Annotated in this window: 13 protein-coding genes; 5 read left to right on the top strand and 8 right to left on the bottom strand. The window is 33.6% G+C overall.

Annotated elements, in window-relative coordinates:
• The first annotated feature begins 27 nt into the window (after positions 1-27).
• Positions 28-597 (top strand): RNA polymerase sigma factor, encoded by a 570-nt coding sequence (locus OO013_RS04855; protein WP_266055556.1) that lies wholly within the window; start codon positions 28-30, stop codon positions 595-597.
• Here OO013_RS04855 and OO013_RS04850 read toward each other — a convergent pair.
• Genes OO013_RS04850 through OO013_RS04840 form a run of 3 tightly spaced genes read right to left on the bottom strand, consistent with a single transcriptional unit; the run spans position 594 to position 4,054 of the window.
• Positions 594-1,406, bottom strand: a complete 813-nt coding sequence (locus OO013_RS04850; RefSeq protein ID WP_266055555.1) for an RMD1 family protein — start codon at positions 1,404-1,406, stop codon at positions 594-596. The two genes, OO013_RS04855 and OO013_RS04850, sit on opposite strands and share 4 nt — an antisense overlap.
• A gap of 48 nt (positions 1,407-1,454) precedes the next feature.
• Positions 1,455-3,047 (bottom strand): ATP-dependent DNA ligase, encoded by a 1,593-nt coding sequence (locus tag OO013_RS04845; protein ID WP_266055554.1) that lies wholly within the window; start codon positions 3,045-3,047, stop codon positions 1,455-1,457.
• Positions 3,047-4,054, bottom strand: a complete 1,008-nt coding sequence (locus OO013_RS04840; RefSeq protein ID WP_266055553.1) for a ligase-associated DNA damage response exonuclease — start codon at positions 4,052-4,054, stop codon at positions 3,047-3,049. The genes OO013_RS04845 and OO013_RS04840 overlap by 1 nt, the downstream gene beginning before the upstream one ends.
• A gap of 186 nt (positions 4,055-4,240) precedes the next feature.
• On the opposite strand from OO013_RS04840, the gene OO013_RS04835 reads away from it, so the two are divergent.
• Positions 4,241-4,975 (top strand): carboxypeptidase-like regulatory domain-containing protein, encoded by a 735-nt coding sequence (locus OO013_RS04835; protein WP_266055552.1) that lies wholly within the window; start codon positions 4,241-4,243, stop codon positions 4,973-4,975.
• A gap of 164 nt (positions 4,976-5,139) precedes the next feature.
• Here the strand turns inward: OO013_RS04835 and OO013_RS04830 are convergent, their stop codons facing one another.
• A complete protein-coding gene (locus OO013_RS04830) occupies positions 5,140-5,355 on the bottom strand; it encodes a YgaP family membrane protein (protein ID WP_266055551.1) in 216 nt (71 codons plus the stop codon).
• A gap of 292 nt (positions 5,356-5,647) precedes the next feature.
• On the opposite strand from OO013_RS04830, the gene OO013_RS04825 reads away from it, so the two are divergent.
• Positions 5,648-6,886 carry a hypothetical protein gene (locus OO013_RS04825; protein WP_266055550.1) on the top strand — a complete coding sequence of 413 codons (1,239 nt, stop codon included), beginning with the start codon at positions 5,648-5,650 and terminating at the stop codon, positions 6,884-6,886.
• Complete coding sequence (locus OO013_RS04820) at positions 6,886-9,450, top strand: IPT/TIG domain-containing protein (RefSeq protein WP_266055549.1); 2,565 nt, start codon at positions 6,886-6,888, stop codon at positions 9,448-9,450. The genes OO013_RS04825 and OO013_RS04820 overlap by 1 nt, the downstream gene beginning before the upstream one ends.
• 42 nt (positions 9,451-9,492) lie before the next feature.
• On the opposite strand, the gene OO013_RS04815 is transcribed toward OO013_RS04820, so the two are convergent.
• On the bottom strand, positions 9,493-10,386 hold the full coding sequence (locus OO013_RS04815; RefSeq protein ID WP_266055548.1) for a transglutaminase-like domain-containing protein: 894 nt from the start codon (positions 10,384-10,386) through the stop codon (positions 9,493-9,495).
• 158 nt (positions 10,387-10,544) lie between these two features.
• On the opposite strand from OO013_RS04815, the gene OO013_RS04810 reads away from it, so the two are divergent.
• Entirely contained in the window at positions 10,545-11,066 is a 522-nt protein-coding gene (locus OO013_RS04810) for a hypothetical protein (RefSeq protein WP_266055547.1), read from the top strand.
• Between the two features lie 97 nt (positions 11,067-11,163).
• Here OO013_RS04810 and OO013_RS04805 read toward each other — a convergent pair whose 3' ends face one another.
• From OO013_RS04805 to OO013_RS04795, 3 genes are all read right to left on the bottom strand, one after another.
• On the bottom strand, positions 11,164-11,358 hold the full coding sequence (locus tag OO013_RS04805; RefSeq protein WP_369414880.1) for a YgaP family membrane protein: 195 nt from the start codon (positions 11,356-11,358) through the stop codon (positions 11,164-11,166).
• A 385-nt stretch (positions 11,359-11,743) separates the two neighbouring features.
• A complete protein-coding gene (locus tag OO013_RS04800) occupies positions 11,744-12,217 on the bottom strand; it encodes a hypothetical protein (RefSeq protein WP_266055545.1) in 474 nt (157 codons plus the stop codon).
• Between the two features lie 137 nt (positions 12,218-12,354).
• On the bottom strand, positions 12,355-13,962 hold the full coding sequence (locus OO013_RS04795) for a sulfatase-like hydrolase/transferase (protein WP_266055544.1): 1,608 nt from the start codon (positions 13,960-13,962) through the stop codon (positions 12,355-12,357).
• Positions 13,963-13,998 lie beyond the last annotated feature (36 nt).

Below are 13,998 nucleotides of genomic sequence, written 5' to 3'. Positions count from 1 at the left end.
TATGTCTTTTGCTTAATTTTATTTCCGATGAATGTAGAATTAAAATCGATAGAGGAGCTAGCCTCCTTATACAGACTATATGGCCATCCTTCAATAATGTCAGAATTGTTGAAAAAATCGAGGGAGATTATTAAAGAAAAGGTCAGCAGGTACAGCAAGGATTCGTCAACCACGGATGACCTTACACAAGAAATACTGATCAAGACATTTATCCACTTTGATTTGTTTAAAGGGAATTCAAAATACCAAACCTGGATATACAGCATAGTACACAACACCTGCCTTTCTTATATAAAGGAAAATAATAAAAAAGTTAATGTGAAAATAAACTCAGCATTGATCGATTCCCTTCAAGACGAAATGGATGAAGATATTGATGGCAGTCTTACCTCTTTAAAGGATTCAGAACTAGAAGAAATCATAAGCATATTACTTACTCAACTCAATGAAAAAGAAAAAGCTTTGTTCCTTTTAAGGTTTAAAGATCAACATTCCATCAAAGAGCTGATGACTATTACAGGGCAAAATGAAAGTTCTGTAAAAATGCAGATCAAGCGGATAAAAGATAAACTGGCTAAAATTTATACCACTAATTAAATCAACTTTGTCAAAAAAGTATCTATAACCTCAATTAATATCAGAATGATAATGATCCATTCGAGAATAGCACTTTCTTTCTGGTTATAGATATCCATATAAACTGACAAATTTTCTTCCAGTATTTTAAACTTCGTTTCCAGAACACGATACCTCTGCTTTAATTCGAAATTATTATTTAATTCCCGATTTAACCGATCCAGATACTGGTCATCCCAGGCAATATCTGGTGTGTCGAAAAAATAAATTTGCTGTGCTATGGCATTTTTTGAAATAAGAGATTCACCAATAAATTTAAGCATGCTCTTTCTACCCGATTTTAGCTTACCTTTTTGGGCCAATTGAACAGAGAATTCATTGATTTGCGCAAGCAATCTTGACACAATCTCTGAATAATAATCCAAAGCGGTACTTTGCACAAGATTTAGAGCCACAACCTTATGGACATCAGTATTGACTACAGGAAGAGAGAAATAATCAAACTGAAATCGCGAAGGTTTATCAGGTTCTATTTCAATCTCAAAATCATCTACAAAACGCTGGCTCTGAGGCTCTGTAACATAAGGATTAACTATTTCAATAAATCGATCTTGTTCGTGTTGTTTGCAGTTAACAAAAACAACTGATCCCTGCTTAAAAAGGTGAATGTATCCTCCGTGCTCAACTTCAAACATTATATCTGAAGCTGAAAAACTAATGACCCTGAAACGAGTCTCTTTTCTGAGTGAGACAATATCAATGTTATTGCCTAATTGAACGGCAAAATACTTAACTTCTTTCCGTTCACTTATCTGGTTATAAATTTCCATCCAGGATAAAATAATCGCGAAAGTACTCTAAATAATAATATCAAACTATCAAGTAACTATATTTAATATTTTATGCAGATTTGCCAGAGTATCAGCTTCTTCCACAGGTTTATCCTTTCGCCATCGATGCATTCTGGGGAACCTGACTGCCACTCCTGACTTATGTCTTTTAGAAGGCGCAATACCCTCAAAAGCGATCTCAAAGACCAGCTCGGGAGTTACAGACCTGACCGGTCCGAATCGTTCGATCGTATTTTGTTTAACAAATCGATCGACTTCCATGAATTCAGCATCAGTCAATCCGGAATATGCTTTAGTAAAAGGCACAAGGTTTCCTTCATCATCCCACACAGCAAATGTATAATCTGTATATAAATTAGCCCGACGACCATGGCCTCTCATGGCATAAATCAAGACTGCATCGACAGTCAGTGGATCCATTTTCCATTTCCACCATCCTCCTTTTTTACGTCCTACCTGATAGATCGAATCTTTATGCTTTAACATCAACCCTTCACTCTTATACTCAAGAGCATTTTCTCTTTCTGGTTCCAGTTCTTTCCAGTTTGAAAAAGAAACTATTGGTGAAAGGTTAATAATTTCAGAATCAATTTCACTGAGTACCTTCTCCAGGAGCGCTCTCCTTTTACTAAAAGGAACCTCACGGAAATCTTCCTCTTTATATTCTAATATATCATATGCGTAAAAAGCAACAGGCACCTTTTTCATCAGGCTGGCAGTGACATTCTTTCTTCCAATACGTTGTTGGAGTAAATGAAATGGTAGCGGTTCACCCTCACTGAAAGCCAGGATTTCCCCATCAAAAACGATATCATGATCAAATAGGTCCTTCAATATTTCAAATTCAGGATATTTATCAGTGATCAGCTCTTCACCACGACTCCACACAAACAACTGACCATCACGTAAAATGATCTGACCACGGATACCATCCCACTTTCGTTCGGCGAACCATTCATCAGGATCACCCAGCTCATGAGGCTCATCTTCCAATGCATACGCCAGGTAAAACGGATATGGTTTTGACAACCGCTCTTCTTCATCAGGTTCTTTTAACAGATCATCCAGAGTGAGATCAACAGGAGACCATCTACCTGTCAATCTCAGGGCAACAACATCTTCAGGTAATTCGGCATAATCAGCAATTGCTTTCGTCATTATTTTGGAAGAGACACCAATCCGAAACCCACCGGTCATGAGTTTGTTAAAAATAAATCTGCCTGTGACATCTAATGATCTCCAGATTGACAATACGAGTTCTTTCTTCTCTTCCTCCTCTTTATCTTTTAAACCGGTAAGCAAATCCATGTATTCGCTTAAGGGTTTAAGGTTTTCTTTTTCTACAGGAGGTAGCACCAAACTAACAGTTTCTGCCAAATCACCAACAATATGATAAGTATCTTCAAATAGCCATAGAGGAATACCAGATTCCTCAGCAGCCCATGTCCTGATTTGTGTCGAATTTACGGTACGCTTTGGACGCTTACCTGTAAGTAAGGCTACAGCCCAAATACTATCCCGCCCATCCGATTTTTGGAGATATTCAACCAATGCAGCCTGTTTTACAGATGTTTTGGTAGTACTATCGATCTTTTTAAATAAAGAAATGAAGTGCTTCATTATTCTGTATCAGTTTCTCCTTCATATTCAGATTTAACAACATCCGCATCGATTCCTTGTTCTCTCAGGTATTGAACATAAATGTCTGAGTATCCATGGGTAACGTATATATGCTCTGCCTCCACCGCTTTAACAGTGGCATTAAGACCGGGCCAATCCACGTGATCAGAAAGAATAATGCCTTTATCAGCATTTCGCCTTCTACGAGCACCACGGAGGGTCATCCAACCACTGGCCATTGCCGTTTTATAGGGTTTTAACTTGCGCAACCAGGGGGTTCCTAACACCGATGGTGGAGCGATGATAACTCTTCCTTTTAATTCGTCTTTTGGGGTGTCCCTGGTTATAGGTTTATAATCGTTTAGATCCATCCCGGCTGCCGCTAGTACTTCGTTCATATTATACACAGCACCGTGACAGTAAACAGGGAGAAAAGAATTGTCTATTCCCTGTAATAATCGCTGAGCCTTCCCAAGGCTATATCCAAGTATTACCGAGTTAATCTTATTTTCAATATTTTCAGAGATCCACTGATTTAATTCACCAAAGATCTCTTCATCGGTACGCCATCGATATACAGGAAGCCCAAAAGTTGACTCAGTAATAAAATAATCACATTTCACTAACTCGAATGGCTCACTAATAGAATCCTCAATTACTTTATAGTCACCACTCACTACCCAGCGTTGTGATGTGTCTTCAACAAGGATCTGCGCCGAACCGGGTATGTGTCCCGCAGGAAAAAAGGAGACGTGGACACCATTTATTCTTTTTTTATGATTGAAACCTATGGATTCAGAATTAATATCTGCACCGATCCGATATTTCATGATCGCTTCAGTTATTGGAGTAGATAAATAGTTTTTCATTCCCCACCTGGCATGATCTGCGTGTCCATGAGTGATCAGGGCTTTATCCACCGGCCGCCAGGGATCGATGAAGAAACCTCCCTTTTCGCAATAGATACCTTTATCGGTGAATTGTAATAACGGATCTTTTGGTCGCATGGTGTTATAACTGAGAGAATAGGAATAAGTTAGACAATTTACATGATTAAGTGTTTCGAGAGTAATTCAGATAATCACAATAGTAATGAAATATTATTTCTAACTATAAAACTTACTTACCTATTTAAATATAAATACTTAAATTTGAAATCAATTTTTTACTAATACAGGAATTTTTATTTAGTTATGGCTAAGCTGATTTATTTTTCCATTTTCATATTATTATCTAATACTGGGTTCTGTCAAAATAAAAAATATTTTGGCCAGGTAATAGATAAGGAAACTCAAAAGCCTTTAGAAGGTGCTAACATTATTATAAAAAATACCGGTAAAGGAACTTCAACAGATAGAGAAGGTAAATTTGAAATAGAACGCTTATATGATAATAAAGAAGTAGAGGTTTCCTACATAGGGTACCAATCAACTCCACACAGATTGAAAGGACGCTCTACTAATATAATTCAATTAGAAAAAGAAACATTAATTATCGATCATATCGATCTTAGATTAGGAGAATATAAAGGACCATCAACGTATATCACCAAAAAGGAATTTGAATCAAAAAATACTTATACTCAAAGTGTAAACCCAAATTTCACTATAATAGAAGAACCTGCTTCATTTCACGGAGGAGTGGCTAATCTATACGCGTTTTTTGCTGCCAACTTCCAATACAATCAATCAATGCTTGAACAAAAATCAACTGGTAGTGTCATAGTACAATTTACGATTAATGAGGAAGGATCGGCAGAAAATATAAAATTTTTTAAGGAAATAAACCTTTCTAATCAGGTGAAAAAAGAGATATTAAATACTTTCAAAACTATGCCAAATTGGAAACCTGCCTCTCAAAGAGGAAGAGAAGTAAAACAGCACTTTATTACAACCATATCCTTTGGTGACAATCGAAATCAAAACTAAAGTTTATTGATGGCGATTTTTCCGAGAAAATCGACAATTCTGAATCTTAAGTCTAACTCATTCAAGATAAAACTTGATTAAGTTTAATTAAAAAGAACGCCGATTGGCGTTCTTTTTAATCTGTAATCAAACTATTATCACACAGTGCTTATTCTACCTTAACCTCAACGATGTTGTTTATTCCTTGGACATGTGCTAATACCAAAGGGTTTATACAACGGACAAAATCCTGCAAAACTAGTAAGCAGAAATATAACTGCAAGTATTAGCATAACGAATCCCAAGACTCCGGTTAATACCTCAGCAACAAATAATGCAATCAAAGTCAATGCAATTATTGTTCTGATTACTCTATCGGTGGTCCCCATGTTCTTTTTCATGACTCCCTGAATTTTTTATTTAATTTAATTAAGATGGGGATCATAAAGTGTGATAATTATCACACTTAATCAATTCATTGGATCATTCCTTAACAAATAGTTTACATCTAGATACCAAAACCATCTTACTATCAGAAAAAACCAATTGCTTAAAAAGCAATTAAAAAATCAGTAATAAAACTATGATCTTGATGAATTAGAAACATTAATTTGTTTGAAATTTATTTTTTTAATTTTAATTTGCATCTTTTTGACTGTATAGGGCTTTATCAAACTTCATCAACAAAAAGACATGCATCTAAAATTTCGGGCACTTTATAATGCCATTTTTAGTAATTTGAGAACTCTTATTAAAATTATTTTTTTTCTATCTATTAATGTAGTTTTTATAATTGATTTATCGGGACAAAACAATTATAAAAATGGGTTCATTATAACTTTTGAAAATGATACCATTGAAGGACTAATTGAATATCGGTCTAATTCAAAGAATTATAAATCCTGTGATTTTATTGGAGAAAACGGATCAAAAACTTATTTACCAAGTGACATTATAGGTTATGGAGTAATAAATGAAAAATTCTATCTCTCTCAAATCCTGAAAGACCGTTTTGTAGAAGTTCTTGTAACTGGAAAAATAAGTCTTTACAAATCACATAATAAATATTATGTAAAAAAAGATACAATTTTATATAATCTGGAGACCATCAAAGAGAAGTCAAATATAGTTAATAGGACAGGTTATATAAAAAATAACAATTGGAAGGGAATATTATCATTTTTAATTAGTGACTGCTTATACAATTCCAATAGTCATATTGAGAAATTAAGGCTAAATGATATTGGACTAACTAAATTAATTGTCAAATATAATATATGCTCTGGATCTGAATTCGAAGAATTCAAATCTCTCCAACCCCGGACAAGTTTTAAAATTGGAGCAAGTGTTGGAATCAGTAATTCTATCATCAGGTTACCAGACAATCGGAATAATTATATTTACTTAAATAATTCTTATAATTCAATCAATCCTGATTTCGGGATTATTTTCATTCTTTCTTCTCCTCGAATAAATGAGAATATAGCCCTTCAAGGTGAAGTTCATTACATAAAATCAAGCTACTCATCACATAAAGTAATTGACGGATCATATCGGTATTATTATGATACTTATATTTCCATAAACACTTTTTCTCTGCCTATTTCATTAAAATATTCTATACCCTTAACTTATGACAAAATATATTTTCATGGAGGCTTTAATTTTGATTTTCATGTAAACACCAAATCGATTTTATTAACTGAAAAGGTTTCTTCAACCAATGAAGTAACAACATATCCGGAAAAATCCGCTTTGGAGATCAAAAAAAATCAAATTGGATATTGGGGTGGAATTGGATACACTAAAGCTTTTGAAAAATTTGAAGCTAGTTTGGGAATAAGATATTTTTATATGGCACGACTCAGCACTGATATAGAGTCAAATGGAAAGTTAAGCAGATTTTCAATAAATCTAATCCTATATAAATAATGAATTCAACTATTAAATATATATTTTACTTTTCGATTATTTGTTTCCTGATATCAGGATGTGAAGAAGAACAGGTTACACAAAGGCCCTATCCCAGATTAAATACTCTACCAGTAACAGAAATTTCAGATGAGGGAGCAAAATTCAATGCAGAAATAATTTATAGAGGTGATTTTGAGGTTATTAATTATGGTTTTGTTTGGGCTAAAGCTCAAAATCCTACAAAAGAGTTAAGTGATGGTGTAATATATGCTGACAATATTCAATCAAGCAATTTTTCTGCAATTATAAATACCACTCTTGAAGAGAATGTGGCATATAGTGTCAGAGCTTTTATTGAGACGAATGATTATATAGTTTACGGTGAAAATAAAGAGTTTTTAAGTCTAGGAAGTGGGGCTCCCATAATTACAAGCATTAAACCCTCTACAGCTATTCACGGTGATACTATATTAATTAAAGGTGATGGATTTAGCTTTGTGAAGACAAGCAATATAGTCAAAATTGGAGATCACAAGACTAATGTAATAGAATCATCTGATACTTTATTAAGTGTAGTTGTTCCATATAAACCTCTAGATATGGTATCCGATGTTAGTGTTTCAATTGTAGGAAATATTGCTTATTCAAGTCAAAAGCTTCAATTAGAAGAAATAAAAATATCAGAAATCAATCCTACTTCAGCCAGATCTTACGACACTATTTCAATATCAGGGATTTTCAAATACTTCCCGGAATTTTCTGATATAATGATTGGGTCAAAATCTTGTGAAATTATAAGCTTAGAAAATGATTTTATGAAGGTGATTGTTCCTCCAGGTATAACCACTGATACTGTAAAACTTAGCGTTGGTAAACAAATTGTTACAATTACAGACTTCAAGTATTTAAAGCCAGCAATATCTTTCATGCCTACCAATGGCACCTGGCTAGATGAATTAACCATAACAGGTGAAAACTTTCAAACCAGAGAAAATGGTAACGAAATATTAATAAACTTTCAAACATCATATAATGGTAATCCATATGTTCACCAAAGTGACAAATGTGAAATAATAAATCAGGGAAAGGATTTTATTACATTCATAATCCCTGAAGAAATTAGATATAAGTCTAATAAAATAATATTAAAAGACGGTGGTCATTCCCTCGATTTTGATTTTGAAATGAATACAATTTTAATAGAATCCATAACGCCCAATGAAGCTACATTTGGAGATGAAATTATCATTAAAGGTAAAAACTTTCATCCAACCAACAATAAAATCGGTTTATTCAAGGGTAATAATTATAGTGGCTCGAATATCATTTCTAATTCATCTGATGAAATAAGGTTTTTATTCCCTAATTCTGCTTTTACTTATGATGGTCTATTTAATATTCAGTATGCACCTAACAAAATGGGTCCTGTTATAGTGATTGAGGATTCATTAACATTAAAATCACCTGAAATATCAGATTTCAATCCAAAATATGTTGAAAACTATGGCGGCCAAATAACTATAACAGGGAAAGGCTTTAGTCCAGATATTAATAATAACATCATTACTTTTGGCAATAAACAGATGACGGTTATCTCTGCATCACAGAACCAAATAATTGCAGAGATCAATACTAGTTTTGATGACACTAGAAAATCGACAAATATAATAGATAAGATAACTGTTGTCTCGGGTGGTGTAACTACCACTTCCGAAATAATGCTTGAGTTTGATTATAAATCTTCCTGGACAGAATTAAAAAACGTTCCCGATGATGCATTCGCTTCTTTAGGAACTCAAACCAGTGTAGATAATCAAATTATTTTTACTGGTGGGTATTTGTTTAATGAACCTAATCCTATTAAAGTATATTCCTATAATACAGATTCTAAAGAATGGTCAGTATTAGGCAATCTTCCAAACAATCAACCAAGGGAACGTCCTTTTTCTGAAGGGGGAAATAATGCATTTTATTTTGGATTTGGTAATTACTTACAGGATATGTATCGTTTTGATTTGATTACTAATACCTGGGAAGAAATTCCTGCAAAATTCGAAACTACAGGGAGCTATTCCCAGAGTCATGCTAGCTATTTTGATGGCAATTTAAATTTGCTGGATAATGAATATATCTACGAATATGATCCAATATCGAAAAACTGGATGACATCAGATAGTTTACCATATCCGACCAAACATTGGGAAGGTGGATTTATAATTGAGAGAGAAGCCTTTAAATATAACAATCAACCCTATTTTGTATTATTTGATTTAAACAATCAAAGTATTATAGAAGCCTATCTGAGATTCTATAAAAAAATAAATAATGAATGGATCGAGGATGGTTATTTACATTCAGAAGCTGAATGGGGAACTTTTAAAGGTATAATTGAGTATAAAAACCAACTATATATAGCTGATAGATATAATTTATATACCCTTGATTTGGAAAATTATACTGTTTCACCTGTAAGCAAACCTTATCTGGGTGGAAGAGAAATAAGATTTGTCGTTGAAGGTAAAGATGGTATTTATTTTGGTATGTCTAATGATACCTTGTGGAAATATGATCCTGACAAATAATTTAAAGTATCAGAAAATTTTAAAAACTAAATTTTCATATGACTATTGATTTATTTTTGGATAAAAATCATTTAGTGAATTAGTATAGTAAGAATTGTTGATCTTAAAAATCTTTTGAAAATATTCAGGCTCACGTGCATCCTTCGAAAGTAAGGTCAACTGTTTTTTGTTACCAATAATTCGGTCCCAAACACTGATTCGCTGCCCATTTATAGTGACATAAAAATAATACAGATATGGACCGATCCATTCAACATAATCTTCTTTGGATATCGTGTTGTTAGGGTTTATGATATCAAAATTTTCATTATGTGCTATAGCGTGTTGAAGTTCAACAGCATTCAATGGGATTCCATCCTTGACAGCAATAACATCAAATTGCGGGTCGATAAACATCCATTTATTTAAATCCTCCAGGTAAACTTCGTTAGCCACATGACCTCCACCACTTTTAACTTCGGAAATATCTTTAGTCATCAAGCCTATAGTCCTGACTTTGAAGCCCAGCGCAGCTAAACATTCCCGTGCCACCAGACTATATTCTACACATCTGAACCGATTGCCTTTTTGCGCTTCCTCGAGAATATAAACAGCGTTAAATTTGTCTGGTGCGTTATCCCCATCATGTTCCCACTGGCTTTGTACCCAACTTTGAATTGCTAACACCTGTTCAAAATCGTCATCAATTGTATCAACAATTTTGTCAAGGCGAAATTGTTCCCTTAATGCAACGAGGTCTCCTCTTTCAGAAAGATCATTATACTCAAGTCCAAAGCTATTTTCATTGCCTTTATCAAATTCAAGCTTATAGATATTTTTGTCTATTTCATCTTTTCCTAAAGATATTAGACCTCCAAGTCTAGGAGATAAATAAAAAGAAAAAGCTGTGAAGCCAATCAGAAGAATTAGGAATGATAATAATATTTTTTTTAGCATATGATTTTCACTTTAATGAATTCAAATTTGCTCATCTGTCAAAGTTACTTTAGACTATCCATTTAATATTTACCGTTTAAATAATTTTAACTAAGAAAATAGTTTTAATTGTAGAACTAAAAACTTAGGTTTACAATTGACCTAATTATTAAAGTTTTATGAGAGTATTTTTCTTTTCCCTGATCACAATCTCAGTATTTTTATTCGGATGTGATAACCTGGCAAGTACTAAAAAAGAAACCAACGACGAAGAAAAAATTAAAAATCAACCGATCACTTTCTCTCTGGCCAATGAGGAAGAATTAAAAAAATTAGAGAGTCTTAAACTTGATAGTGGCTATGTTAACTTATTACTTCCTGCATACAATAGTGAAGAAAATATTCAAAAGGTAAGGAGATCTTGGTCAGATTTACATCAGGAACTAGGGGATTATCTGTCTAAAAATAATTTTGACTGGGGTGTAGGTGATTCTTCAATCAGCTTATTTAACAAGATCTATTTCGCAGAAGATGGCACGATAGATTATTACGCTTTCAAAGTCATAACTCCTTCAGTGTCTGAGGAAACCACAAAAAACTTTGAAAAACTTCTCAAGGAGTTTTCTTCTGAGGTAAAGTTAGATTTGGGTCAGAACAAAAATTTCGCTCAATGTGGCAAAAGTCGCATTATGAATAAATAAGTATTTTCTATTAGAATAGAATATAAAAAAAGGACTGATCAATACAGTCCTTTTTTTCGTTAACCAAACCAAACTATTCAGGTAGTTTTCCTCTTATCTATTTTTTTCTTGAGCATGTATTTAAACCAAACGGGGTATACAATGGACAAAAACTAATAAAGCCTGTAATTAAAAAAATTGCTGCCAGTGCCATTAACACTATACCCGTTGTACCTGTGATAACACTAGTAAAATATAACGTAACTACTATTATTGCTATTACTATTCTTATTGCCCTGTCGGCAGTCCCCATATTCTTTTTCATTGCCTTTTTATTTGTACTCAAATGTAGAATAGAACTTCCAGGAGAATTATGACAAAAATCAATAAAGCGACTGATTTTAATTGACAAAAAGCGATCAATTCATAATGATCTAATTTGAAGTAAGGTAGCGTAGAAGAATCTACCTTATTTATCCTGTAGTTTTAAAAAATTTTCTATTCAAGTTATACTGGTCCTTAACATACTTTGAGGTATCTGAACCGGAAAAGGGTACTCACACCTCTACTTTAAAAAAAAGCAAAGATGGTAGATGGATGATCTCATCGATGAATATTCACAATGATGAGACTGAAAAGACAAATCTTTGAGAACAGAGTAGAGAAAAATAATAAATTCACTTAGCTTCCGGATAAGCTTAAAGTTTATTTTGATTAATTGCTTTAAGCTTATTTAGAAGTTTAATTTCAAGGACGAATTGTAAAATTATCAATAATATAACTCCTGCAATTGAAACATAAAATCCTATGGAAGTCTGTTGTGAAACACCTTCTCTTGAAAAAAACTCTACAACTGCAGACACACTATAATGGGCGTATAGCAAACAACCGAAATAGGTCAAATAAAAGGTCAAAATAGCTGTAAAAATCAGCATTAATTTTATTTCATTCTTAATGCCAATTTTCTTGAAAAATATTTTATTCAAATAAATCCCGTATATCTGAATAGTCCATAAAAGTAAAAAAATGAAAACCGGATAAATTTGAAAATAAAAATCATGAAAGGTAATCGAAACCTCATTGAGAAAATCCATACCGAAACTAAGCAGGGTTATTCCCAGTGAAACTGAAAAAGTTACTAATAGAATCCTGATATGAGAAAATTGTAACAAACTTGAAAATTTTAGATTTAAAAAATTGCAACAAGATAATTTTATATTTCATTCTATACCCCTTTCCATTGCAAATCATTTGCCAAAAACTTACATGGTTGATCTTCGATGCAAAATGACTCTATTTTTCTAATAAACTACTCATCAAAAAAATACTCTTTCCCGTCATCAGTGGTATAATGATAATAGATCATCGGTGGCCAAATCGGATCAATATTTTTTGCTGCCCATTCTTCAAATTCATTAGTGAGTTTTTTAACTACTTCCCTATTAAACTCATACACATCTCTTTGTTCATAAGGGTCTTCTTTCAAATTGAAAAGTACTGAATCCCCATTTGCTTCATTCCATACCAGCTTCCACCGCTCGCCTCTTATACCGCGATTGTTGCCCATATCAAAGTAAATATAATCGTGAGGCATAGTATTATTTCCAACATGTTTTATCAAGTCTGCGCCATCATAAATTCTATCAGCAGGTAGCTTTGCCTTTATAGCTCTTGCAGAAGTCATAAACAGGTCTGTGGAATGGACCGGGTGATTAAAAACTTCACCACTGTCTATCTTCCCCTGCCAGGACATGATCATCGGTACCTTTACCCCTCCTTCAAAATTGGTAATCTTTCCTCCCTGATAAGGTCCGTTTTCAGTTGTCAAATTAAATTCTGCTCCTCCATTATCACTTATAAAAAAGATAAGCGTATTTTCTGTCAGTCTTTTATCATTAAAGTGATTCATCAACCGTCCTAATTCATCATCCAGGCTTTTGATCAGTGCAAAGTGCACTCTTTTTACCGGATCAGAAACATCATTAAACATTTCAACATATTCTTTTGGAGCTTGTAGAGGTGTATGCGGGGCATTGTATGAAACCAATAAATAAAATGGTTTCTCATTGTGGGCTTCAGTAAAATCTATGGCTTCATCTGTAATAGCAGAAGTCAGGTATCTATCTTCAGAAATAATTTCGCCGTTTCTTCGAATAGCCTGCTGTCCTTTTCGTTGACCTTCCCAGATATATTCGTCAGTAAAATCATCAGGTATTTTTTGTTCAACATATCCACGCGTCCCTTCCGGAATATATAAACTATGCGAGGAATAGAAACCGTAAAAATGATCAAAACCAAAAGCATTTGGACTATTGTCTTCTTTTTTACCCAAATGCCATTTCCCTATGTATCCAGTTTCAAACCCATACTTTTTAGCTACTTCTGCAAAAGTGATTTCAGAGGAAGGCAATCCTATATTCTCTATAAAGTCAGCGGAAGGCACTTCAGTTTGATATTGAGGAACCCATGGATCACTATCAATTAAATACCTGAATCCAAGATACTCCAGCCTGTTCTTTAGATACCGATCATGTAACTGATGCTCATATCCAAATCGCTGATTGTATCTTCCGGTGACAATTGCTGCCCGTGAGGGACTACATACCGGGGCTGAGACATAGGCATTATTAAATTTCACACCCCTGTTAGCCAGTTTTTTCATATTGGGAACCGAGACAGGCCCATCACCATACAAATCTGTATCTGCCATACTAAGATCATCAACAACGATCCAGATTATATTTGGAGGTGAATCATTCTCACTTATAGGAGGGTTATTCAGGTAATATATTTTGTCTACTAACCTATCTTCATTGGGCGTCAGCTCAAATCGATCACTCTCAAGAGGTAAAAGAAGATATACCAATAAAATGATCAGTGATAGAACAAATCCAAAAAGAACAATATTTCTTAACAAGGTTATTTGAGTTAATACAGATTAATAAAAAAATAT

It is taken from the genome of Mangrovivirga halotolerans (assembly GCF_026241165.1).
Classification (GTDB): Bacteria; Bacteroidota; Bacteroidia; order Cytophagales; family Cyclobacteriaceae; genus Mangrovivirga; species Mangrovivirga halotolerans.
This window is presented reverse-complemented; position numbering and strand designations above follow the sequence as displayed.